This is a genomic window from Diplocloster hominis, assembly GCF_032380655.1.
Taxonomy (GTDB): Bacteria; Bacillota; Clostridia; order Lachnospirales; family Lachnospiraceae; genus Diplocloster; species Diplocloster hominis.
In genome coordinates this window covers 23,691-48,933 of sequence record NZ_JAWDIY010000012.1, presented here as the reverse complement: position 1 = coordinate 48,933, position 25,243 = coordinate 23,691, and the positions used below count along the sequence as shown (strand labels likewise).

21 protein-coding genes and 1 tRNA gene are annotated in these 25,243 nt (G+C 49.5%); 8 read left to right on the top strand and 14 right to left on the bottom strand.

Translation table 11 applies throughout. The features are described 5' to 3' along the window. The first annotated feature begins 1 nt into the window (after position 1). Together ABC831_RS12745 and ABC831_RS12740 are read left to right on the top strand one after the other, a co-directional pair. Entirely contained in the window at positions 2-1,564 is a 1,563-nt protein-coding gene (locus ABC831_RS12745) for a UDP-N-acetylmuramoyl-tripeptide--D-alanyl-D-alanine ligase (RefSeq protein WP_343248508.1), read from the top strand. Between the two features lie 18 nt (positions 1,565-1,582). Then, positions 1,583-2,797 (top strand): D-alanine--D-alanine ligase family protein, encoded by a 1,215-nt coding sequence (locus tag ABC831_RS12740; RefSeq protein ID WP_343248507.1) that lies wholly within the window; start codon positions 1,583-1,585, stop codon positions 2,795-2,797. A gap of 16 nt (positions 2,798-2,813) precedes the next feature. Here ABC831_RS12740 and ABC831_RS12735 read toward each other — a convergent pair whose 3' ends face one another. The 8 genes from ABC831_RS12735 to ABC831_RS12700 form a co-directional block, all read right to left on the bottom strand. Then, a complete protein-coding gene (locus ABC831_RS12735) occupies positions 2,814-3,308 on the bottom strand; it encodes a DNA-deoxyinosine glycosylase (RefSeq protein ID WP_343248506.1) in 495 nt (164 codons plus the stop codon). Between the two features lie 62 nt (positions 3,309-3,370). Beyond that, positions 3,371-3,814 carry a hypothetical protein gene (locus ABC831_RS12730; RefSeq protein WP_343248505.1) on the bottom strand — a complete coding sequence of 148 codons (444 nt, stop codon included), beginning with the start codon at positions 3,812-3,814 and terminating at the stop codon, positions 3,371-3,373. A 155-nt stretch (positions 3,815-3,969) separates the two neighbouring features. Then, positions 3,970-5,130, bottom strand: coding sequence for a DHHW family protein (locus tag ABC831_RS12725; RefSeq protein ID WP_343248504.1), 1,161 nt, complete (start codon positions 5,128-5,130; stop codon positions 3,970-3,972). 14 nt (positions 5,131-5,144) lie between these two features. Continuing rightward, entirely contained in the window at positions 5,145-6,602 is a 1,458-nt protein-coding gene (locus ABC831_RS12720; protein ID WP_343248503.1) for an MBOAT family O-acyltransferase, read from the bottom strand. Between the two features lie 6 nt (positions 6,603-6,608). Continuing rightward, entirely contained in the window at positions 6,609-7,124 is a 516-nt protein-coding gene (locus tag ABC831_RS12715; protein ID WP_343248502.1) for a DUF4358 domain-containing protein, read from the bottom strand. An 81-nt stretch (positions 7,125-7,205) separates the two neighbouring features. Then, complete coding sequence (rbr, locus tag ABC831_RS12710; protein WP_343248501.1) at positions 7,206-7,802, bottom strand: rubrerythrin; 597 nt, start codon at positions 7,800-7,802, stop codon at positions 7,206-7,208. A gap of 82 nt (positions 7,803-7,884) precedes the next feature. Next, positions 7,885-10,113 carry a thiamine pyrophosphate-dependent enzyme gene (locus tag ABC831_RS12705; RefSeq protein ID WP_343248500.1) on the bottom strand — a complete coding sequence of 743 codons (2,229 nt, stop codon included), beginning with the start codon at positions 10,111-10,113 and terminating at the stop codon, positions 7,885-7,887. Beyond that, a complete protein-coding gene (locus tag ABC831_RS12700; protein WP_343248499.1) occupies positions 10,113-11,207 on the bottom strand; it encodes a 2-oxoacid:acceptor oxidoreductase family protein in 1,095 nt (364 codons plus the stop codon). The genes ABC831_RS12705 and ABC831_RS12700 overlap by 1 nt, the downstream gene beginning before the upstream one ends. A gap of 397 nt (positions 11,208-11,604) precedes the next feature. Here ABC831_RS12700 and ABC831_RS12695 point away from each other — a divergent pair, with 397 nt between their 5' ends. The 6 genes from ABC831_RS12695 (at position 11,605) to ABC831_RS12670 (ending at position 15,836) form a co-directional block, all read left to right on the top strand. Then, positions 11,605-12,075, top strand: coding sequence for a hypothetical protein (locus ABC831_RS12695; RefSeq protein ID WP_343248498.1), 471 nt, complete (start codon positions 11,605-11,607; stop codon positions 12,073-12,075). 38 nt (positions 12,076-12,113) lie between these two features. After that, the gene (locus tag ABC831_RS12690) at positions 12,114-12,833 is read left to right on the top strand and encodes a M48 family metallopeptidase (protein WP_343248497.1); all 720 of its coding nucleotides are present in this window, start codon (positions 12,114-12,116) and stop codon (positions 12,831-12,833) included. Next, positions 12,830-13,339, top strand: coding sequence for an O-acetyl-ADP-ribose deacetylase (locus ABC831_RS12685; protein WP_425524587.1), 510 nt, complete (start codon positions 12,830-12,832; stop codon positions 13,337-13,339). The genes ABC831_RS12690 and ABC831_RS12685 overlap by 4 nt, the downstream gene beginning before the upstream one ends. Positions 13,340-13,460: 121 nt before the next feature. After that, positions 13,461-14,312, top strand: a complete 852-nt coding sequence (locus ABC831_RS12680; RefSeq protein ID WP_343248495.1) for a DegV family protein — start codon at positions 13,461-13,463, stop codon at positions 14,310-14,312. A 77-nt stretch (positions 14,313-14,389) separates the two neighbouring features. Further along, a tRNA-Arg gene (locus tag ABC831_RS12675) sits at positions 14,390-14,463 on the top strand. Between the two features lie 179 nt (positions 14,464-14,642). After that, on the top strand, positions 14,643-15,836 hold the full coding sequence (locus tag ABC831_RS12670) for a M23 family metallopeptidase (RefSeq protein ID WP_343248494.1): 1,194 nt from the start codon (positions 14,643-14,645) through the stop codon (positions 15,834-15,836). Positions 15,837-15,866: 30 nt separating this feature from the next. Here the strand turns inward: ABC831_RS12670 and mnmM are convergent, their stop codons facing one another. The 6 genes from mnmM to ABC831_RS12640 all read right to left on the bottom strand — a co-directional run bounded on the left by mnmM (position 15,867) and on the right by ABC831_RS12640 (position 24,952). After that, entirely contained in the window at positions 15,867-16,433 is a 567-nt protein-coding gene (mnmM, locus tag ABC831_RS12665) for a tRNA 5-(aminomethyl)-2-thiouridylate-methyltransferase MnmM (protein ID WP_343248493.1), read from the bottom strand. Between the two features lie 87 nt (positions 16,434-16,520). Then, entirely contained in the window at positions 16,521-21,854 is a 5,334-nt protein-coding gene (locus ABC831_RS12660; protein ID WP_343248492.1) for a diguanylate cyclase domain-containing protein, read from the bottom strand. A 162-nt stretch (positions 21,855-22,016) separates the two neighbouring features. After that, positions 22,017-22,625 (bottom strand): uracil-DNA glycosylase family protein, encoded by a 609-nt coding sequence (locus ABC831_RS12655; protein WP_343248491.1) that lies wholly within the window; start codon positions 22,623-22,625, stop codon positions 22,017-22,019. A 555-nt stretch (positions 22,626-23,180) separates the two neighbouring features. After that, the gene (locus ABC831_RS12650) at positions 23,181-23,666 is read right to left on the bottom strand and encodes an amidase domain-containing protein (RefSeq protein WP_343248490.1); all 486 of its coding nucleotides are present in this window, start codon (positions 23,664-23,666) and stop codon (positions 23,181-23,183) included. Between the two features lie 191 nt (positions 23,667-23,857). After that, entirely contained in the window at positions 23,858-24,262 is a 405-nt protein-coding gene (locus tag ABC831_RS12645; RefSeq protein ID WP_343248489.1) for a bacteriohemerythrin, read from the bottom strand. 87 nt (positions 24,263-24,349) lie between these two features. Continuing rightward, entirely contained in the window at positions 24,350-24,952 is a 603-nt protein-coding gene (locus ABC831_RS12640; protein ID WP_343248488.1) for a sugar O-acetyltransferase, read from the bottom strand. Positions 24,953-25,243 lie beyond the last annotated feature (291 nt).

The window sequence follows — 25,243 nt, the reverse complement described above, 5'->3', positions numbered from 1 at the left end:
TATGAATAATCTTATATTGGGTCTCTATGCAGTTTCCTTTGCGGCTGCTTTTGTGGTGCTGTCCATTTATCACATGCACATGTTCCAGCTGAATTCCTACAAGCCGGGGCCGCATGTACACTGGTTAAAGGAGCATCTGGGCAGTATGACCGGCCGTGTTCTGGCCCTGCTGGTCAGTATGGTTCTGCTGCTGATCCCGCATCCGGTCTGCCAGGTACTGGCTGTCGTTTGTAATCTGCTCACCCTTGTGGGGAACCGCCCGAAAAAGGCGAAGAAGCCTTTGGTTTATACCAAACGGGTCATTCGCATGTTCGTGACTTCCGGGATCTTGTTCCTGGTTTTGTGCGGCGGCGGCATTTTGCTGTACCGGTTCCTGCATCCGGCTTTTTTACTGGTGCTTCCCGCCGCTGGTATCCTGGCTCCTTTTCTCATTCTCCTGGCCAACCTGATCAACCGGCCTGTGGAGAAATCCGTCAACCGGCACTTTATCCGGGAGGCCGAGGATATTCTGAAAGATATGCCTAATCTGACCATTATCGGTGTCACCGGCAGTTACGGGAAAACCAGTGTGAAGTTTTATCTGGGTAAATTGTTATCTGCCAAATATAATGTTCTGGTTACTCCTGGTAATTTTAATACAACGCTGGGGGTGGTGAAGACGGTCAGGGAGCATCTAAAGGCTACCCATGAGGTCTTTGTCTGTGAGATGGGCGCCAAGACCGTCGGGGAAATCAAGGAGATCTGTGATCTGGTGCATCCGGATTATGGTGTGATTACTTCCATCGGGCCGCAGCATCTGGAGAGTTTTCTCTCGATTGAGAATGTGATAAAAACGAAATTTGAGCTGGCCGATTCGATCCCGCCTGCCGGAAAAGTATTTCTGAATTACGACAATGAATATATCCGCCAGAAACAGCTGGATAAACCTGTGGTCACTTACGGGGCCGGGAATCCCGACTGCGATTTCCATCCCTATGATATTACAGTTTCCAGGAAGGGTTCCTCCTTTAAGCTGGATGCTCCTGATGGGCATACGTATGAATTCTCCACCAAACTGATCGGTATCCATAATGTAGTAAATATCGCTGGCGCCATAGCGGTGGCCTGGGAACTGGGCGTCCCCATGCAGGATATTGTAACCCAGATCCGCAAGCTTGACGGGGTGCCTCACCGGTTACAGCTGATTCCTGGTCCCACAAGACTGATCATCGATGACGCTTATAATTCGAATCCCAGCGGAGCCAAAGCAGCTTTAGATACCCTGAACCAGTTCGATGGCGTAAAGATCCTGGTTACGCCGGGAATGGTGGAGCTGGGCGATCAGCAGTACCAATGCAATAAAACATTCGGGCAGCAGGCAGCAGCCGTCTGTGATTATGTAATCCTGGTGGGGCCCAAGCAGACAAAGCCGATCCAGGATGGTCTGGCGGAAGCGGATTATCCTGCGGAGCAGTTCTATGTAGTCAATGATCTGCAGGAAGGGTTACAGAAGGTGGACGGTATCAACGCTCACGGAGTTATGAAGGTGGTCCTGTTGGAAAATGACCTGCCGGATAATTATTAAAATAAAGGAGTCAGTGTTATGAAAATCAAAGTTGGCGTTATGTTTGGCGGAATGAGCGTGGAGCATGAAGTCTCCGTGATCACCGGAATTCAGGCCTGTTATGCCTTCGACCGGAACAAATACGAGGTGGTCCCCCTCTACATTACCAAAGAGAATCAGATGTATACCGGAGAATACGCCGGAGTGATCGAAGAATACCGCAACATTCCCGAACTTCTGAAGAAGAGCCAGCGCGTTCTCCCGGTAAAAGAAGGGAATAAACTGTGCCTGATGAAATATCCGATGAAGAAGTTCGGAAATAACGTGTACGATTATATAGATGTGGCGTTTCCCGCTGTCCACGGGACGAACGTGGAGGACGGCACTCTGGCCGGTTATCTTCACTTTCTGAATGTTCCGTATGTGGGCTGTGACGTCCTCTCCTCCGCGGTGGGTATGGATAAATATGTTATGAAAGCGGTGTTAAAAGACCATGATATACCGGTACTGGACTGCGTCGTGCTGAATATCAGGGAATATAATGCGGATACGGAGCAGCATCTGGCCCGTGTGGAAGCCCGCCTTTCCTACCCGGTGATCGTCAAGCCTGTCAATCTGGGTTCCAGTGTCGGCATCCGGATCGCCCACGACCACGACGAGTTACTGGACGCACTGGATTACGCTTTCGAATTTTCCTCCAGGGTTCTGGTGGAAAAAGCCATCACGAATCTGAAGGAGATCAACTGCTCCGTTTTAGGGGATTATGAATCGGCTGAGGCTTCTGAGTGTGAGGAGCCGGTCAATTCCGATGAGATCTTAAGTTATGAGGATAAATATATGTCCGGAGGCGGTTCCAAGTCCGGATCGAAAACCGCTTCCACGGGCGGCGCGAAAGGCGGCATGTCCAGCCTGAAGCGGAAACTGCCCGCCGAGATCAGCGCAGAAGTCCGGCAGCTGATCCGCAGCATGGCTGTGGATACCTTTCAGGCTCTGGGCTGCAGCGGAGTCGCCCGTATTGATTTCATGATCGATCAGGATAACCACCAGGTCTATGTAAATGAGATTAACACGATTCCGGGTTCTCTCTCGTTCTATCTCTGGGAACCGCTGGGCGTACCCTATTCCGAACTTCTGGACCGCATGATCCGGCTGGCCCTGAAGCGGGAACGCGAAAGTGAAGAACTGCATTTTTCCTTCGACACGAATCTTCTGGCCGGGGTTACCCTCGGGGGAAGTAAGGGTTCCAAGCGCTGAGGCGCTGGAACCCTTTTTATTGCAGGGCTTCCCCCACTGCCGCATAGGCGGATTTTAACTGTTCGTAAGATACCGCGCAGTTGGCCGGGCTTGTGGAGGGCAGCAAAGCGGCCGGCATCAGGGTCTGAGGATAGCAATAGCGTTTATAGAGGGCTGCGGCTTTGGTTCCGGTGGTGAAAATGGTACGGATCGGGGCGGCTGCCAGGATTGGGGCCAGGTCGTTTGGGACCGGGTTGCGTATACTGCTGTCGTCGGCCCTGTGGATCTCGCAGGAAGCCAGGACATCCCACAACGCTATGTGGTTCTGATGCAGAAAGCAGATCTTGGCCTCATTCGTTTCCGGAAGGGGCTGGGACAGGATATCTGACAGCACCTTCCAGAAACGGTTGCGCGGATGTCCGTAGTAGAAGCCGTTTTCACGGGATTTCGGGGAAGGCATGGTACCCAGTATTAAAATACGGGATTCTCTGTCATATATGGGCAAAAAGGCATGGGTTATATATTCGGACATAGTCAGGACCTCAAATTTGTTTCCATTTGTGATTTTTGAGTTATCATGAACGGCTGTTTACACTAACGGCGGACAGATGGGTTCGGATTGTAGGGGATCGGGGCCGGATATTTTATGTAGAGGGCTCCGATCGCATCGTTTACCAGGTCGTAGAGCTCGTCCTGGGTGCAGGCCAGCTCGCCGTGATATTTGGCTTCCAGTTCCTCGTCGCTGATCTGGCCGTTGTTGTACCGCAAGGCAGTCTGGCCCGCTGATTTCATTTTATGCAGCGCGTCCTGCACCTGCGCTTTTTCCTGCCTGGACAGAGCGTCACTTGAACACAGCGCCCGGGTCAGGAAATCGCAGAAATATTCAAAATCTTCATCCCAATTGATGTTTCCGTTGTTCTGTGCTTCAAATCGAAGCTTCTCAATCTGACGCAGCAGCTCTCCCTGGAGAACGGCAGACTGTCCTTTTGCTGGTACATAGTTTTTCCAGATGTATTGGCACTCTTTGAAATATTTCATGGAATCCTCTCTTTCTTGTGTACGGTCTTATTTATCATGTAATCTTCTGCTATTATAGTGTGTAATGATTCTGTTGTAAAGTTGTTCTGTCCGGAATCCGTCGCCTGATTGTCCGGTAACGGCAGCCTTAAAAATACCGGCTGGATAAATCCCGGCTATTTTCCATGTTCCAGCCTGTACAGGCTGCTGCTGGAGAATTGGATAGTCTGGTACAGAATCAGAATGTCCGTGATTTGATTCGCCCGCATATAGGCCGGTATGTCGGGCCACAGATAGCGCAGGTCCATGATGTGGGTCTCGTCGAAATGATTTACCAGAAAGGGAATCATACAGTTGGCATAGGAGTCTTTTATCACCAGCAGATTTCCTGTTCCGCCGGGTTTCACTCCATTCCCCCGGTCCTCACACCGCGTTATTTTCACCAATGGCTGGTTGCCATTCAAAAACACTTCGTAGCCATCTCGGGTACTCAGTTTATCGTACGCGTACAGGCTGTCGGTAATCCGCTCTCCATCGTTATAATTTACCTGGTAGGACATTTCTTCCGCCGGGGTATAGATCTGTATCCTGTCCGGCGGAACCTTCACATGGACTTTGGAATATACGGTTCCGTAAAAGTCATAGTCTGGTTCTTCCACATACCAGTCCTGCGCTGCCCAGGCTGAAACTCCTGCTTCCCGCGCCCATGCCTGATAGCCGTACCAGGCCCCCAGGGTGGTCCAGTGATGATCGGTATGGTAATAGATCTCCTCCTCCTTATGCTCCCGGAGGATTGACTCCGCATCCACATATTGATCCGGCAGCGCCTGACGCACCTGTCTTAATAATTCGGATTGATCCAGCCCCACCGCGAACGCGGGCAGCCGGTCGGTCAGGATACTGTCCGCGGAAGGGATCAGCATGATTTTTACTTTTCCTTCTCCGGTGATCTCCTCCGCCTGCTTTACAAAACGGGTGGTCCGCCCGATATTTTCCCGGAATATCGTTTCATCGATATCTTCTCTGGTATGCCGCTCGATCAGATATCCGCCGTCAGCCAGATATACTCCGTTGCTCTCTTTCTTTCCGAGAACACGTTCCGCGGTGGTTCTCAAGGAGATCCAGGTGTCCCGGAAAGGAAACTGATCGGACAGATAGGTCTCGTAATCACCTGCAAAGTCTCCGGAGAGCACATTTGTCCTATTCCATTGCGGCTGCTGGGCCAGAAAGCGTCGTTCATGTTCGGAATAATAAGCCGGAGGCCGTACCAGGCTCAGAAGGCTGAAGCCGGCAATCACTGCTGATACGGCGATAACCAGCCATAGGTTGCTTTTCATTGAACTGCTCCTTTCTAGAAGCGGAAATACAAAAATGGATTATAGGAAGCATTAACCAGATAGGCAATGGATAACAGCAGGATACATACGGTGCCGATGCAGACGATACAATAGATCCCAACACGCCGGATAACGCCGCCGGCAGTATCGCTGTTGGCGGCGTTTCTGAATTTTCCTGAAACCAGAGCTCTGATCCCATCGGAGGGCAGCCTGGTACAGCCAAAAGCCAGCAGGACCAGCAGAAGGCCGTATTCGGACAGCAGATACAGGCTTTCCCTGTCCGCAGCCGGAAGTCCGCTGATCCCGAACATGGCAGACATATAGCGGATTCCATCCTGGATACGGTCGAACGCGAAGATTACCCAGCCGATCATAACAAAGAACAGAGCATAGAGATGCCGGACAGCCCTATGGCATTTTTCCAGCGTTTTCAGCAGCCAAAGCTTTTCATTGATCAGCAAAACAGCAAAATACAGGCCCCAAATCAAAAAATTCACAGACGCTCCGTGCCAGATACCGGTAAGTCCCCATACGATCAGCAGGTTTCGTATCTGCATGCCTTTTCCTCTTTTACTCCCGCCCAGAGGAAAGTAGACGTATTCCTTAAACCAGGTACTCAGGGTGATATGCCACCGTCTCCAGAAATCCGTGATGCTGTCGGCCATATAGGGATAACGGAAATTTTCCGGATAAATAAAGCCGAACAGATAGCCCAGGCCGATGGCCATGTCGGAATAACCGGAAAAATCAAAGTAGATCTGAAACGCGAACGCTGCCGTTCCAAGCCACGCCTTTAACAGGGTCATTTCATCCATCGGGATCGCTGACACCGTCTGCCAAAGGACCCCGATGTTATTGGCCAGCAATACTTTTTTCCCGAGTCCGATGACCAGACGCAGGGTACCCCGGACTAATTTTTCCCGGTTGATTTCCCGTTTTCTCAGCTGCAGATCTGTAGTCTCATAACGGATAATAGGACCGGCCACCAGCTGGGGAAACAGCGCCACGAAAGCTCCGAAATCGATGATGTTCCTGGCCGGTCTGGCCTCCCTGCGGTAAATATCAATGGTATAGGACATCGTCTGGAACGTATAGAATGATATCCCCACAGGCAGCGGCAGTTCAGGCAGGGGAATCTGCGTGTGTGCAGCCAGGTTGATCCATTGGATCAGTAAATCCGAGTATTTAAAAATGCCTAACAGCAGGACATTGATCACAACAGAAGAGGCGACTGTGCATTTCGCTGCCAGCCGCCGGTTCCGGTTGAGATAGGAATCCACCAGTTTTCCATGAACATAATCAGTCACGGTGGAAAAAATCATGAGTCCCACATAGACAGGCTCGCCCCATGCGTAGAAAATCAGACTGGCCAGAAAAAGCACCAGGTTTTTACAGTTCCGGGGGACCAGATAATACACCAGCAGGACAGCAGGAAGAAAACGGAATAGAAACACAAAGCTGCTGAATACCATACCCGTCTACTCGTACAACATCTCTTCCACGACATCGACAGCTTTTTGATTCTCTGCCTGTGCCGCCTCGAGAGCCGCCTGATCTCCCCGCTCCATTTCTTCCATAGATACTTCACCCAGCATCAGGAAGAAAACGTAATTTCCATACCGGACCACCTGGGAAGCCTGGATCTTGATCTGGTTCATGGGATATTGCATCGTATCTTCCAGCAGGCGTTTTCGGTATGCCTGTAACGCGTCCTCTACTTCCTGCGCGTGATCCTTTTTCGATTCTATTCCTACGAAGGTATCTACCTGTGTGCTGATCATAGGGCCTTTGGCAATGGCGTTCTCATACCACTCCTGTTTCACCCCGAATTCGGATTCTATCGCACTCGTATCGTATTCCGTATTGGGGATATAGTTGTCCCCATATACCGCCGCCACCGCTTTTTCAATATCTGCCAGCGCCACATCCGTTACCGGTGTGTCTCCCTTGTTTTCTTCCGGTCTGGAGCATCCCCACAGCGCTGTTGTCGTCATTAGAAGCATTATGCCCCAGATTCCTGCTTTTTTCAGGCTCATTCCACTCTCACCTTTTACGTCCCTTCCTGTTTCAACCTGCTATTTCTGGTAAGGCGCCAGCTCCAGACGGATAAAATATCCCTGATTATGGCTGCATACCGGACATACCGCTGGCGCCTGTGTCCCTGTGTAAATATATCCGCAGTTCAGGCACATCCAGCCTGTCTTTACATCGGATACGAATAATTTATCCTGCTCCATCATTTCGGCAAATTTTCCAAACCGGTCACCATGGGTCTTTTCAATTTCAGCGATCATGTGGAAAGAGCTGGCTACTTTGTGGAAACCTTCTTCTTTCGCGATATCGCCGAATTTCTTATAGACATCCTGCCATTCCTCATATTCATTATGCTGCGCGAATTTGAGCAGATCCACGACACGGCTGCTGATATCCACCGGATACCCTCCATCCACATGGATGCTCTCTCCCGCCAGTTCCGTCAGATGATTGTAATAAATCTCCGCGTGTTCCTTCTCCTGGTCGGCTGTAAACTGGAAAATACTCTGGATCACGTACAGGTTCTGGCTCTTGGCCTGAGACGCTGCAAAAGTATAACGGTTTCTGGCCTGGGATTCCCCGGCAAAAGCTCTCATTAAATTATCTTTCGTCTGGCTGTTTTTGAATTCTGTTGACATTTGGTATTCCTCCTGTTTTCCTAAAATGATTTGGGTTCTGATACTGAATCTTTCTATCCGATCGGTAATTTCTAGCTCACTTCTACAGCAGCGGATTTTCCGCTCTCGCTTTCAGTCTTTCCCAGCGGCGGTCCGTCTCTCTTTGAATATTTTCCACCACTGAGGCGTATTCCTCTTTTCCCAGATGCTTGGTTCTGCCCATCATCGTCAGCCAATCCAGAACCGGTATCTTTTTATTTCCCTTTTCCGGATTATAGTTGATATTCGTCACTCCCTCCTCGATCTCATACAGCGGGAAGTAACAGCAGTCCACGCCAGCCGCGATTACTTTGCGCTCCGTATCGGGGCGGTCACTCCAGTTCAGCGGACAGGCGGACAGGGTTTTGACATAAGCCATGCCGGATCGGTTCGCATAATACTGGGCCTTGGCAGCCTTCTTGATAAAGTCCGCCGGATTCGATTCCGCCACCGTCGCCACGTAGGGAATGTGTGAAGCCGCCATAATCATAGGGGTATCCTTATGGAAAAAATTCTTGCCGTATTGCTGGGCTCCCACATGGGAAGTGGAGCTCTTGGCCCCCATCGGTGTGGAGTAGGACAGCTGGTATCCGGTATTCATATAGCCGCCGTTGTCGTATTCAAAGAGGATCAGCTTATTATTTCTCAGAGCGGCTCCCAGCGCGGAACCCAGGCCAATGTCCATGCCTCCGTCACCGCTGACCATAACGAACGTAATCTCCTCGTCCGGATATTCCCCTCTCTTCTGGCGCTGATGGTACATCTCCAGAATTCCGGTCAGGGTGGCCGGCCCATTCTGGAACAGGTTGTGTACATAGGGAACCTTGAACGCAGTTTTCGGGTAGTTGGTCGTCACCACCATGCCGCAGCCCGTATGGAACAGAAGTACCACATTTCCCTCGATTCCGCGCAGCAGCAGGTTCACATTCACCGGAATCCCGCAGCCCGGGCAGGCTCCATGTCCCGGTGCCAGTCTCTTCGGCATCGCGGTGGTATCACCGACTTTAGCACCTTTTACGGTCAGTTTGTTGGTCTTTTCATCCTTTTCACAGACCGTCAGCCCAGGAGATGCCTCGGCGGCGGTAATGGGTTTAAAATACTGTGAGCCGTCATAGGACTTCGTTCCCGGATATTTTCCATAGTAATCAAAGCGCACGGGATCATCCGTCACGCACTCTTTAAAAAGCTTAAGCGCGTCCTCCACATAAAAATCCCTGCCGCCCAGGCCGTAGATCCTGCTCAGCACGTGGGCCGTCTTCTCATGCTCCTGGAGCATCGCCTTGATCTCCAGCGTCATATTTCCTCCATGGGCCCCGTAGCTGTCCTGCCGGTCACAGACCAATATCACTTTGGCATTCCTGCAGTGTTCATATAACTCATCTGCCGGGAACGGCCGCAGGATATTCGTGGTAAATACGCCTGCCTTGCAGCCATGCTCCCGCATTTCATCCACAGCCAGTTTCGCCGTATGATAACTGGAGCCCAGCAGGAAGAGCAGGAACTCGGCGTCCTCCGTGCGGTACCCTTCCGTTTCCGTATAGCTTCTTCCGGAAAGCTTCCCGTACTCACCAAATATCTCCGGGATTACCTCCCGGGCCTCTTCCATGGCCAGATGCAGCTGGTATTTATTATTCAGGGTATCCGGTTCATTCATATAGGAACCGATGGAAACAGGATGCTCCAGATCCAGGCAGGAATAGTCCGCATCATATTTCCCCAAAAATTCCTGGACGGTACGGTCCTCTTCAAATACCATGCACCGTCTCTTCTGATGGCTGGTAAAGAACCCGTCAAATGCCACAATAACCGGAAGCTTGACCCGCTCCGCGATCTTCAGCGCGCACAGGTTCATATCATAGACTGCCTGGGGTGTATTCGCGTATAAAATGATCCATCCCGTATTCAGTGTATACATAATATCGCTGTGATCACCCTTAATGGAGAGCGGACCTGATACGGTACGGCAGGCTACATTCATTACCATGGGGAATCTGGTACCGGACTGCACCGGCAGCTGTTCCAGCGCGTACAAAAGCCCGTTGGCGCTGGTCGCGTTAAACACCCGGCCTCCCGCCGTGGAAGCTCCGTAGCAGATCCCTGCCGCGCTGTGTTCTCCCTCGGCAGCGATCAGGGAAATATCATGTTCCCCTTCTGCTTTCATCAAATCCAAAAATTCCGCGATCTGCGTAGACGGCGTGATCGGATAATACCCCATCACATGATAATTAATCTGTTTGGCCGCATAGGCCGCCAGTTCATTACCGCTTTCAAAGAGCACTTTTTGTTTTTCCATCACACCAGACCTCCGTCCACTCTTTTTTCTTCCAGATAGGCTTCGCTGGTCACCCAGGAATTCGCGCCCACATCTTCGAATTCCAGATGATCCACAATCAGGTCCTTATTCCTTACGAACCACTTCGGCTCCGGATGTTCTCTCTCCAGTCCCCGGACCAGGGCATTGGTCGGGCACACATCCACACAGCGCAGGCATCCCTTGCAGTGGTGGTAGTCTAACCCCGTATTGACCATCATTTCCCTGCCTTTGTACTCTCCCGGCCGGAACTGGAACACCATATCCGGGCAGGTACTGTCACACAGCCCGCAATTAATGCACTTATCCTGCAGAAAAAGGGGAAGATACCCTTCCCGGGAAGCTGACAGATCATTGGACACCGTACTCCCGAATCTGGGATTCACGCCTCCTGGAGGAGCCGTCTCATAACCCCATTCATTCTGCGTCTCCTTATAAGGCACATAAGGATATTTTTCATCGTCCTCAAACATCATGGACTTCGTAAGTTCATACCCCTTTTGAATCCCGATGATATTATTCTCCAGCAGTTTTGGATACTTTTTCCCCACTGTGTCCCTGGCCAGTTCGATCACGGCCTCCAGCGGAATGAATCCCGATGCCTTCGCGACCGCTCCCAGCATCACCATATTGATCCTGCTCTTATTCTCCATAGCGATCTTCAGTGCATCGATACAAAAGATCTCCCCGGAACACAGCTTTAACTTCTCCCGGATCTCCCCGGGTCCCGCCGGCGTGTTCATCACGATCTTCGTGTTCGCATCCACGCCCGCCGTCACCGGCATTTTTCCGGCCATAGCCTCATGAAACAGCCCCAGAATATGAGGTTTCTCCACCGGACTATTCACATAAATATCCCGTTCCTTCTCACACCACCGGATAAACGCCTTTACCGGTGAACCTCTTTTCTCCGACCCATAGCTTGAAAAACTGGCCGAGTTAAGACCCAGATAATTCGCCCCCAGCTCGCCCAGCATCTTCCCGCAAAGATTCGCTCCCAGACCGCCGATACTCTCCAGGCGTATCTCATAATACCCTCTCTCATTGGCAACAGGCAATGCAGCACTCTTAGACATGACATTTCCTCCTTATCCATAATCAATGGTAGTATGCTGGTAATAATGGTAAAATATTCATATCTGCTTAATTTTTTTTGGCTATGAGCAATTAAAGGCTGTATATTAGCCGCTTACGTGCGATGCATGAAAATAGTCAGTGATGCCCTTTCGGGCACTGCTATTTTGATATCTGCCAGCCCCGGTCTGTTGTTTCATTTGTTGTTTATTTGTTGATTCATTTATTGTTTTACTTGTTGTTTTACTTGTTGTTTCATTTGTTGATTCATTTATTAATTCCTTCTTCCAACCGCCAGCTAATTCGTTTATTGATTCAGCGATAAAAATTCATTATAATGGAAGCAGATACGAAAGCAGTTATTAAGACAGATCAGGTGAGATGGAGGAGGGGACACAGATGGCTGAAATATATCCGGTGCCGGAAAGGGTCCTGAAGGAAAAGGGGGCGCTTCTTTTTCCAGAAATAGAAGAGGGCTTTTCCAGATATGAACATGTGATCCTGGAAAGAACAGAGCCGGAATACCGGCATATGCTGGAGGTGATGCTCCAGATAAACGGAAGGGCGGATGCTTACTGTGATTTTTATTATGGAAGCCTGTCAAAAGAAGAGCAGAGAGGATTCCGCCACAGCTTGTCCGAGGACCAGTTGACTATGCTGATGAATATACGGATTACCAGGGAAGAAGTCTACTATCCTTTGACCCGGTCCATGATTCGTTTTTTGTCGGACATAACGGCCCGGGAGGTCCTTTTCTCGACATTTTATTTTACCAGATTTCCATGTACGGTCTGGGGAAATTATGAGCTGCGCTATCCGGTGTTTTTTAAGGATAAGCGCACGAAGTTTCAATACTGCGGCCTGATATGAGCAGAAGCAGGACATTAACATACAGCGGGGGGGACAATATGAAAGATCAGGCGGATGATAGGAAAGATCAGATGGGTTATCCATTTCCGCTTCAGATACAGCGCAAGAATATCAAGAATCTATATATCCGGGTTGTTCCGCCTGACGGCAGGGTTCAGATATCGGCTCCCAAAAGGATGCCCGACCATCTGATCAGGGAAGCCATCGAGAAGCGCCTCCCCTGGATCGTTGCCCATCGAAAAAAGATGCTCCAAAAACCGCCCCGGCCCATCCATGATTATAAAACGGGCGACCAGGTTTTATTCTTTGGGCAAACATATCTCATCCAGACCATACCGGGCAGCCGAAGGGACACGGTAAAGCGGAATGGCCGGTGCCTGCTCTTCCCTCATTGGGAAGGCCAGACCGCCGAAGAGGCGGAAAAGAGGCTGTACCGCTGGTATGCGGACCGGCTTCAGGAGACAGCAGTCCCGCTGTTGGAAAAATGGCAGAGGGAAATCGGAGTATCCATCACCCACCTGACGATCAGAAAGATGAAATCACGGTGGGGTTCCTGTAATGTCCGGGACAGGAGGATCAGTCTGAATCTGCATCTGGTGAAATACCCTGTGCAGTGCCTGGAATACGTTATTATACATGAACTGGTACATCTATTGGAAAAAGGGCACAATCCTGTGTTCTGGGGATATGTGGAGCAATATGATCCGGAATGGCGGAAAGCCCGGTCAATCTTAAACAGTGAGGGGATATGGGGATGATACAGACATTACAGGGAGATATCACAAAAGTCAGGGTAGATGCCATCGTAAATGCGGCAAACACATCGCTTCTGGGGGGAGGCGGCGTGGACGGGGCGGTCCACCGGGCCGCCGGGCCAAAGCTTCTGGAGGAATGCCGTCTGTTAAATGGCTGTGACACGGGGGAAGCGAAAATAACCCAGGGGTATCTGCTGCCCTGCCGCTATATTATCCACACGCCGGGCCCAGTCTGGCGGGGCGGCCACAGGAACGAAGCGCAGCTTTTGGCTTCCTGTTATCGGAATTCCCTGCATTTGGCCGTTCAGCACAACTTGCACTCCATTGCGTTTCCGGCGATATCCACCGGAATCTACAGCTATCCGGCGGAGGAAGCGGCCCGCATCGCTGTTGATACGGTAGTGGAATTCCTGCACACGCAGCCGTCTGAGCTGGATCTGGTTTTGTTCGTGCTCTATGACCAGAAGACGAAGGGAATCTATGACCGGATACTGGAACGCAGTATTTGAGGCCGCAGTATTTGATTCTTGTTAAGGGCTATTCGAAACTGGGAATTTGTGATATTATACTGTTTGGTTTGTTTTATAGACTGAGTTTTATAATGATGGATGAAGAGGTGTGAGGGTTTATATGAAGAAAGTAATTTTAAGCGCGGACAGTACGTGTGATCTGGGACAGGAGTTAAAAGAGCGGTATCAGGTGAATTATTATCCTTATCATATCATTCTGGACGGCAAAGATTATATGGATAATGTGGATATTACCCCGGACGTGATCTATGATGCATACCGGACCAGGCGGATTCTGCCCAAAACGGCCGCGATCAATGTGGAGGAATATAAACAGTACTTTAAACCCTGGGTCAGCGCGGGATATGAGGTGGTACATCTGAATCTGGGCAGCGCCCTTTCCAGTTCATATCAGAATTGCTGCCTGGCTGCCGGGGAGATGGACGGTATTTATCCTGTAGATTCCTGTAATCTTTCTACCGGTATGGGGCATCTTGTATTGGATGCCGCTGAGATGATCAGTCAGGGGATGCCGGCGGCGCAAATCAGCAAGGCCCTGAAGGCCAGAACCGGAAAGTGCCACGCCAGCTTTATTCTGGACACCCTGGAATTTATGCACGCGGGAGGCCGCTGTTCCTCCGTCACCGCTCTGGGGGCCAATTTACTGAATCTGAAGCCTTGTATAGAAGTGGACAATACTTCCGGGGCCATGGGAGTCGGAAAAAAATACAGGGGAAACCTGGATAAAGTGCTGGTTAAGTATACAAGAGATAAACTGGCTTCCTATCCCGATATCAGAAAAAACCGGATCTTTATCACCCATTCCGGCATTGATGAAGCCTATATAGACCTGGTGAAAGAGACGATTCGGGAAAGTATGGACTTTGACGCGGTCTACGTGACAAGAGCCAGCTGCACGATCTCCTGCCACTGCGGCCCTAATACCCTGGGTATCCTGCTTGAGACAGAGTAATAGAAAAAAGGACAATTTTCTATTGACATTCGTCCCGTTTTAGCGGTACAATAGGGAAGGTTTCCACAGCGAACTATGTACCCGTAGCTCAGCTGGATAGAGCGTTGGACTCCGACTCCAAAGGCCGTGCGTTCGAATCGCATCGGGTACAGTGTTAATGATCTGCCGTTCCATAACTGAATTCAGATATGGAACGGTTTTTTCATGTCCCTGTATGAATACAACATAACGGCATATTGTCCATTTCCCCTTCATAAAATGTTTCATAAAGAGATAAGAGCTGCAAAGCAAGGTTTTTACCGTAGAACCAAATGCGATTGAGGGGATAACATGAAAAGATATAAAAAGAGGATTCAGAGAAGCATTTATTGTGAATTGATTTTACTGTTCTTATTTATTTGTATCTTCTCGTATCAGAAGGCTACCGGAAGTACCGTTTACACAGCCTCGAACAGCCGGGAAGATTCCGCAGGCACCACGAAAGAATCCGCGGATAACGCCGCAGACCCGGCCGGCACGACAGATACCGAGACACAGGATGCCCAGAAGGATTTTATCAAATGGGTGGACTTCAAAGCTTCCTATGAAGCCCTGGACGCCGCCTATCACTATGATGTGGACACCCAGTCCCAACCCGTGCATCTGGACTGGATTGAATTACTGGCCTATACGGCAGCAAAAAACGGCGGTGATTTTCCCAAAAGCGCGTTAAAAGATATGTCCGCCCTGGCGGAAAAGCTGCAAAACAAAGAGATTACCATGGCAGAAGCCACGAAGGATATGAAATATTATAATTATTATCTGGAAGCCTACACAGCCATACTGGGCGGTTTTGTAGGGGAGTACGATATTCAGCAGCCCTCCGAATCAGACCCGTCCCAATTGGTGTGGGTAAAAAAATATGGTCTGAAAGCCTTCCACCCCATTGCGAAAGGCTTTGAATACAGCGATTATGATGATTTTGGGGTATCCCGCTCCTATGGGTATCAGCGGCAGCATCTGGGACACGATATGATGGGGCAGACGGGAACTCCCATCATCGCCGTGGAATCCGGCTATGTGGAGGCCTTAGGCTGGAACCAGTACGGCGGCTGGCGCCTGGGCATCCGCAGTTTTGACCAGAAGCGGTATTACTATTATGCGCACCTTCGCCAGAATTTTCCCTACGTAAAATCCTTAAAGGAAGGCAGCATCGTACAGGCCGGTGATGTCATCGGCTATATGGGCCATACCGGATACAGTACCACGGAGAATGTCAATAACATCGACACCACGCATCTGCATTTCGGACTTCAACTGATCTTCGACGAATCCCAGAAAGAAGGCGCCTCCGAGATCTGGGTGGACTGTTACAGCCTGGTCCGTTTCCTGTACAAGAACCGCTCGGAGACGACCAAAGACGAGTCCACCAAAGAATGGTTCCGAATCTATGAAATCAAAGATCCCTCCGTACAGGAATACGCCTCCACTCATCACCCCAACGCCTCTGCCTCTGAGAAAACCACATCCGGTAAATCGTTTTGAGGCTAATAATACAAGGACATTCATCGGGGATCAATAGTTTTTAAAGATAAACACCGGTATCGGCGGATGATTCGGTTTATTGATGAATTCGTTCTTAATTACAGTATAATCCTTGGAATCCAGCGATTCCAGAAAAGACAGCACGGCATCCCTCTCCTCGAAGCCGCTGTCTTTGCCGCTGTAAACACTTACCGACATCACACCGTCCGGTTTCAGCAGCGTCAGCCCTTTTTTTATGGCGGTGATCGTGGTCTTGGGACAGGTGCATATGGAATGGTCTCCTCCGGGCAGATACCCCAGATTGAACACGATCCCGTCCACCGAGTCCGGCTCCACGTAGGAATCCATGTTCTCATGGGAATCCAGGTAAACCTCTGCGATCTCGTCCAGCCCGAACATCTCCAGAAGGCTTCTGGTCGTATTCACCGCATCCTCCTGGATATCAAAGGCGAACACTTTGCCCTCGCTGCCTACCAGCCCGCACAGAAATTCGGTGTCATTTCCATTTCCAGCAGTGGCATCGATACAGACATTCCCCTCCCCGATATACTTCCTCAAAAAATCATGTGTGTACTCTACAATCGTATGACGTTTCATCCTAATTTTCCCTGCATATGTATTCGTTATTTTTTCAGTATATCCAATCTGTCCATAATTTTCAAGCAGATTTGTTGGGAATCCGCATTAATGTGCTGATGTGGGAGGAGATATCCTCCCCAGCATATACATCTGTTCGAACTCTGTCAGAGGGATCGGCTTATTCAGATAATAACCCTGGATATAATCGCAGCCCAGTTCCCGCAGGATGTCCAGCTGTTCGCTGGACTCCACGCCCTCCGCCACACTTAAGATTCCCAGTTCTTTGCACAGATTCAGGAAATGCTTGACCACTACCCTGGTATTGTTGCTGGAAAACAGGTCGTGTGTCAGGCTTTTATCCAGCTTTAACTCGTGTAACGGGAGAACTGAGAGGATCGCTATATTGCTGTACTGGGCGCCGAAATCATCCAGGGACAGACGGAAGCCGTGTTCTATGATCCGCTGTCCGATCTGTACCAGCGTTTCCCGTTCCATCTCGCCGAAACTTTCTGTGATCTCTATCTCTATGTACTCCTTGGGCACCTGGTATTTTTCCCAGATCTCTTCGACCTGCTCCATCAGGTTCTCCTCTAACAGGGTAGACCTGGAAAAATTTACCGAGATCATAATCAGAGGAATTTCCCGATCCTGCCAATCCCTGAGAGTCTCGCAGACCCTTCCGAACATGTGAAGATCTACCGCATAAATCATACCCTCCCGCTCCAGCTGCGGGATAAATTTATCCGGACCGATCACGCCAAACCGCTTGTCATCGAAGCGCACCAGGGCTTCCGCACCGCAGATGCTTCCGCTTTGGATCTCTGCTTTTGGCTGCAGATACATTTTAAAAAGCCCCTGTTTGATGACCTGCTTTAACCCTTCCAGTCTGTGGGGATTGTAGCGGCCGCTTTCCCGCTCTTCTCTTTTATAGAAATTCTGCTTAGCTATCACCATGCGCTCATCCGCGTGGGCAACCAGACGATCCAGACGGATCTCGGTATCCGCCCAGGCATAGCCGATGGAAACCCCCATGGCGTAGCTTTCGGTCAATTTCATGCGCACCAACTCGATCCGCTCACGAAATACATCCCTTGTGAGGTTTTCCGCCACCACCAAGAATTCATCGCCCGCGAAACGAAAGACCCGGCTGTCATAAAACTGGCTTTTCAGAATATCCGCCGTCAGTTTCACCAGATGGTCACCCGCCTCATGCCCATAGGCTATATTGACTTTCTTAAGTCCGTTGATATCCGCGGACAGTACTCCCAGAGAGAGCAGCGTGTCTTCTTTCAGGGAAGCGTTGTATTGGATATAACTGTTCCGGTTCAACAGATTGGTCAGCACATCATGGTATCCCAGATAATCCTGCTCCCGCTGCATATCCCGCTTTACCATCTCATTTATCACAAAATGCTTCACGGAATCCAGCAGATCAAAGTCCATCAGGTTCTTAGCAGGATTCTCAATTCCCAGGCAGCCGGTGATCTCATTATCCGCCTCCAGCGCCACCGCCTGAACGGAACGGATACCGTTTCTCTCAAGCCTCTTATAATCCTCCGGATATTTTTTCCGGATTTCTTCGATATTCTTAAGAGCCAGTTTTTTATTTTTCATGAAGCCCTTGCGCCAGGCACTCACTTTGTCTGGAGCCGGTTGTTTCTTTATCATCTGATTTTGGCCGGAATCGGAAATATAGTACTGCTTACATTCATCCTCCCCCGATTTGAATTCTACCAGAAAAGCGCGGTCTGCGCCGTAATAGCCGGCTATCTGCCTTAATACATTGTCAATCGCCCGTTCGAAATCCTTGGAGGTCATCAGTGAGAACGCACACCTTAACAGCACCTCCTGCATATCTCTGTTTTCATAAAAAGTAACCCGGTTGTCCTCCCAGTCTTTTGCCGGTTTGATCTTCCAGTCTTTCACAGACAGCTTTTCAGAATAAATCTGGCATCTGGAATGCTCTTTTTCAGCGGCTTCCAGGGCAATTCTGGCTCTCTGATACAGATTGTCCAGGTCTGTATGCTCTCCGTCTGTACAGGTCCCATCTGTGTATGCGATCCCAGTGGTTATCATGGCTTCGATTGGTATTTTCGCAAACAGATAGGGCGTCTTGATCGTCCTTCGGACCTCCCTGACCAGATCCATAATATCCTGCCCGGCTTTTTCCCCGATCAGCAGGATATCCAGCTCGTCCATATTGAATCTCCCCATAACCTGGGGCGAACCAAACACCAGCTTCAACTGACTGCTGAGCTCTTTCATCACATCGTCCGCCATGAGGTAGCCGCCTCTTCTGACCAGCTCTCCGTAGGTATCCAGACGGAAGATCAGCAGCAGCTGGCGCTTTTTTACTTCCGCCGCTTTTCGAATGGCCTCTTTCATCATGACCATGGCAGTTTCTTTATTATATACCCCGGTGGCCGGATCTTTCTGGGCCTTTTTGGTTAGGGACAGTTCCATATTTTTCTGTGCGTCTATATTCCGCACCATACCGTAGGCATACAGATCTCTGGAAATCGCATCCGGCACCAATTTTACATGGTAATTTACCCAATACATTCTGCCCTTGGAATTTTTAAACCGGTAATCCATGGATACCGTGGTGTGGTCACTGGCATAGGCGGTTCTTAAAGCTCCTCTGGACATAGTGCCTAAGAACCGCTTCCGGTCATCCTGATTCACGATCTCTCTGGACACCTGCTGCAGCATTTCCTCATATGGCATATCTCCCCGGATTTTATAATCCGGATACTGTTCACTTTTCAGATATTCTACCCGGTTCTCCGTCAGATTCACCCGGCTGACCCAGACCACTCCGTCCGATAAGGTATGCATCGCCCGAAGTTCTTTCTGGTAATTGATCTCCGCTTCCTTCAGCTGTGTGATATTCACGCCGACACCGATCGCCCGGACAGGTCTGCCCACCTCATCGAATATGGTAAGATACCGGATTCTCACCCACTGCCATTCCGGACCATCGGCTGTGCGGGTTCTGATCTCCTGCTGTACCGCCCGTTTGCCTTCCTTCAGCTCATCATACAGCTTCCGGACCGTTTCCACACTCTCCGGATGAATCATCCCCGTATCGATCAAAGATTCCGGTATCTGCTCCAGACACCTCTGCCTGTCCTCCTGTCCTTTCGTACTCTCAGCCAGGATCAGTACATCTTTCTGGATGTCATATTCCCATACATTCAGTCTTGTATGGCGCGCAGCATTCATATACCGGACTTCACTGCCGGGATTGGATTCTTTTTTCTCCTTGTATCTGGTTATATCATAGCTGTTGACCAGACATACTGTTCTGCCGTCTGACCAGCGCATAAAAGCAGCCGTGGTTTCCGTCCACTTTTTCATATTCGGATGATACAGCTCTTTCGTCACACTATTGTGTTCCTGGCTGAGCTCCGCCATGGGGCAGTCCAGACACGGGCGGTCCATTCCCCTTATGGACCGGTAGCATAGCTCTCCTACCTTCAATCCTTTCAAAGAGCAGGCCATATTACTGTTGACGAATATAAGCTGATAGGTTTCCGGATCAATACTGTAGATACAGGTAGTTACCCGTTTGAGCAGGCGCTGGGAGAACGCCTGCTGCCTGCGGATCTCTTCCTGCCGTCTGGCTCTCATCAGGAACAGACTGATCGTCTGCGAGATCAATGACAGCGCATCCTTCTCTTCCAGAGACGCCCGCCTTTTCTTACGGCAGTCCTCGAATCCAATCACAGCGACCACCCTGTGGTCTTCAATCAGTTTGCAGATCAGTGTCGAGACCACTCCCCGTTTGACCAGCCACTCTTTAAACTCACCTTCCGGTAAAGCCTCCACATCCTCGCAGGAATAAATCTGATTCTGATCGAACTCCATCGGGCTCTTTAGATATTCAAACACATCCTGTCCACCCTTCATGGAAGGAATCCCGATATTACACCACTCGAAGGTATTGCGGGCCAGTCCCGTACTCCCCGCGATTTCCAGAATGTACAGCCGGCTCTCATCGAATATTTTCCCGATTAAATCCATCAGCACCGGCAGCGCTTTATCCACATCTTCGTTTTCATAAAAAATACGGAACACATACTCGATGATGTTATCCCGGAAATTCTTCTGAATCCCCGCCTTTTCCTCATCGGGTTCCTCTTTTCTGTTTAACGGAAGCTCCGAAGCCTCTTTCTCGTCATAGACAGCCAGTTGGTTTTTCCCACTGTGTTTGGCATAATACATAGCCGTATCGGCCCTGGAGAACAGGCTTAGATAATCCTGCCCATCTTTCGGGTAAAACGCAATGCCGATACTTCCGGTTATCTCATACTGGATATGGGACTCCTCAATAGACCGGTGAAAAATCCTCCCGATCCGGTTCGCGACATGCAGGGCGGTCTGCGCATTGGGAAGCTCGGTCAGGAATACCACAAATTCATCGCCGCCTACCCGTCCGATGATATCCCCGGACCTGGACATCTTCTTCAGATGATAACCCATATCCCCCAGCACGGCATCTCCGTACACATGTCCCAGAGTGTCATTCACGCCCTTAAAATTATCCACGTCAATCACCAGGAACGCAGCCATCCCATCATAACCATTCAGATATTCATTGATCAGCCTCTCCGTCGCTCCCCGGTTATACAGCCCGGTCAGAGTATCCCGCATGGCCTGCTCCTGCGCGAAGAAAACCTTCCGCTTCTGCTCATCGATATCGGAGATCATCCCGATCACCTTTTGAAGCTTTGCGTTCTCATCCCGTATCGCAGACGCCGTAATCCTGCACCAGATAAAGCTTTCATCCGCTTTCATAATCCGGTACTCGCCGACCGCTTCGGCCTCACCATCCGCGATCTTCTGAAAATGGCTGCGGAACAGTTCTTCATCATCGGGATAAATGATCCCCATCTCCAATACCGTATACGGGAAATTATCCGTAGGCGGCACATACCCGAATTTCTTTTCAAAAGTAGGAGCATAATAAATCTCCCCGGTCTCATAGTTCCATTCATAAATAACATCCTGCGTCATAGACAGAATGAGATCATAACGCCGTTCACTGATCTCCATTCTGGACTGGGCCTGTTTCTGCCGGGTAATATCGTGAAACATGCAATAAAAATACGGCTCCTCGCCCTCCCGGGCAACGAACTCGCAGCTGATCCAGATCCATTTTACCGCACCGCTCTTGCAGACCAGCCGATTCTCATTTTCAACCACGTTCCCCTTCTTCAGCTGTTCACTCACGGTTCTGTACATAGGTTCCAGATCTTCCGGATAAATGACGCCCGCCAGCTGATTGTCAAATAATTCCCGGAATTCCTCCCGCGTGTATTCCAGAAACTGAAACACCCCATCATTCGCATATATTACGGTCCAGCCGGGATCATATCTGCACTGAAAAATCCCACCAGGAGTCATCCTGAAATTTGTCCTGTCCTGATCCCTCAAATCATTTCCTCCTTAGTCCGGCGTTTCCTCCAACGCCGCTCACGCTTCTGTACTGCTACTTCACCGTTTTTATTGTATAACATCAGCCGGAAAATGTATAGAAAACTTTTGCCTTTTGAGAGTAGGGGAACCCTTTTTGAAGGAGGAACGATGTTATCAGATCTATCCCGGCAGGTTCAGAACCTGATGGATGATCCGGCGGATTTCTTTTAGTCTGTACGTAAGGAAGTCCGGATTGTCACGAAACCATTTTATGTTCAGCGGGGAGGGATGGGGGAGTACATAGGCCGGTTTTCCCCTTAGTTTCAGGTTCTCGAATACCAGACCGGTAAAACTCCGGTTGGGGAAAAAGAATTTAGCTGCGGCTCCTCCTACCAGCAGGTATATTTCATTGTTTACCAGCCTGATCTCCCTGTCAAGCCAGGTTTTGGCGCATAAGGCCGGCGGCAGACGGTCACCTCCAGAAGCGTTTTTTCCAGGATAACAGTGTCCCACCGATACGATATAAAAATTATTGACATCATAAAACTGTTCATCCGTAATCTCATACCACTCTCTTCTGAGCTTCTGCCCGCTCAGATCATGAAAGGGAATCCGGGTCTCATGCACGCTTTTGCTGGGCGCCTGGCTGATCTGCATAATTTTGGAATCTGCGCTCCCCCAGACAATAGGCTTTGGTTCAAATCCAAATCGTTCCCGGCATAACCGGCAGCTCCTGATCTCATCTCGCAGCAACTCCCAGTCACTTTTATCCCTATCCTGTTTTTCCATCACTGTATTCCCTCTTTCCATTTCTCCAATCTGTCCTTTTATTATTAATCTCCAAAATCCCCTGCCATATCCGCTTCGGAAACCCAGTTATTCCCCCACATTACCTGAATTCTACATTTCCGGGATGCGGCCTGATGGCCTGTCTTATCACGAGGTTGTTCCTGTACATATTTTAAGAGGGATTGATTTTGAAAAAAGCAAGAAGTATGATTACTTTTAAGTCCTGGAAGATCTCTCCAAATGCTCCTATCAATCAGCCAGATATCTTCAGAAGGTACTTCTCACTTTAAAATTCGCGGAACTGTTACTGTCCTGCTGTGATACCATCAGAAGCGTAATAAAGGAGTTCTGCCGCTTTAAAAAACCGGCAAAACTCCATGGCTGATCATTGAGGGTTATTCCATAAAAAATGAGGGGGACGCGCTGTATACCGACGACATCCGCAGCCTGTATTCCACGTCACCGGCCCCGCAGAGCTTCTGGTCTGCACAGAAATTTATCTGCGTATAAAAAACTGCCTGGACTCCGTGGAAGATGTCACCAGCGGATTAATCGTTACCAGGTCCGCACCCCGGCTATATGCAGAAACCGGGCTCTGTCGTAAGTGTAGCTGCCTAGCGGGCGCATATAGGCGTCATAGCTGTGCGCAGCTACAAAGATGTCTTCCTCTGTAACCGCCACGATGACCGGACTGTGATAGAACGTCCCGTCCGCCCGTCCTAACTGTACGATATCGCCCGGACTTACCTTATTTCTGTCAGTCTCGTACGCATAGGGCCCAACTCCCTTATTTTTTGTAAGAAAATTATAGAGATACCTTACACCGGTCCAGGATGGGGTACGATTGCTGGCGGAATAATAGTACCATCCGAAGGTTTTCTCAGGATTCATAGTTTTACTTCCGGCATAGAGACACTGGGACGCATAGTTGGTGCAGTCACCTCCCAGCTTTTCAAAATCCAGGTAGGCCGGATTTCTCTTAAATGCCCAGACCCGTGCGTATTCTACAGCCGCTTCCCGATCGTAAGTTTTTTCTTTCATTCTGAACTCATTCCCTGATACCCATTTTTAGTATTCTATGCGGATGCCAGGGAATCCAATACCAGATACGGATATTCACCGATGAAATGTTCCGTCTGCTCCATGGAGAGCTGTAGGGACAATTCTGCCGGACCGTCCAGACTTCCTCTGAGCCGTCCGGACTTGCGCTGTTTTGCTCGGAGTTATTTGCGCTACAGGCTCCTTATATATTCTGCGACCTGTTTATCCCAGATCTGGATATGGTTTAAGAGCCAGTCAACCACATTTTTCTTTACTGCAGCCACAAAGGCGTCGCTGGGCCCCTCTTCCTCCTCCAGCATCTCCCGCAGGGAATCCACAGCCGCTGCAAAATGCGCATGCTGCTTTTTATGAGCTTCCAAAAGAGGGTATCCGTTCTCTGCCTGAAGTCCTTCCTCCGCAGAAAAATGAAAATCCACATAATCCATCAGGAAATCCAGCGTTTGGATCGCGGAGTTCTTCTCCCTTCCGGCCGCGCATTCACCGGTAAGCTTATTAACCCTTTCAATCAGCTCCCGATGCTGTGTATCGATTAATTCATTCCCCGTGATCAGACTCTTATTAAATTCTATGTTCATTTGTTACATCCTCCTTATCACACGCAGTTTTTCAAATCCAGTACTCAGATATTTTTATTATATGCAGATGTCTGGCATTTCATAATCTCACAGCGAACCATCCTCATATCTGGGGTATTTATCTTTGTCCGCTTCTGTGATTTCACGTACCGGCCTGCATGGATTTCCCACCGCGATCACACCGGACGGTATATCTTTGGTCACTACGCTTCCAGCGCCGATCACCGTATTATCCCCTATGGTCACCCCCGGCAGAACCGATACATTGGCTCCGATCCACACGTTATTCCCAACCGTGATCGGATAGGCAAATTCCAGTCCCCGATTTCTCTGTTCCACATCCAACGCATGGCCCGCTGTGGAGAAACAGCAGTTAGGCGCAATAAACACATTGTCTCCAAAGACCACTTTTGCCCCATCGAGGATAATACAATTGTAATTGGCGTAAAAGTTATCCCCGATCTCCACATTATAACCCAAATCACAGTGGAACGGAGCTACGATGCAGAATCTGTCTGTTGTTTTTGCCAGTATTTTTTTGATCATCTTTTTCTGTTCTTCTACCTGGGAGGGACGGAGCTGGTTATAATCATGGCACATGTCCATGCAGGCCGTACGGGATTCGATAATTTCCTGGTCATAGTTGGCATCGTACAGATAGCCGGCGGCGGCTTTTTCTTTTTCTGTCATATTTTTAACTCCTTTTCTTTTACTCATTCAGGCTGTTGTGTCTGTTTCCGGTTTCTAAGTGTTCCTATGCTTAGTGTACAACACTATGGCTTGATTATATGACGAGTTATTCCTACACGCAACCCATATATACGAATTTATTCCTTTCAGACAGGAATACTGATTTTTGCTGACTATTGCAGATTATTTGTTCTGAGGAGTACTGAATGTTCTGGCAGAAAATTCTATACTTATACCAAGTAACAGATGAGTAGAATGGAGGTAAGGTATCTGCGGAAACTTATCCCTCTC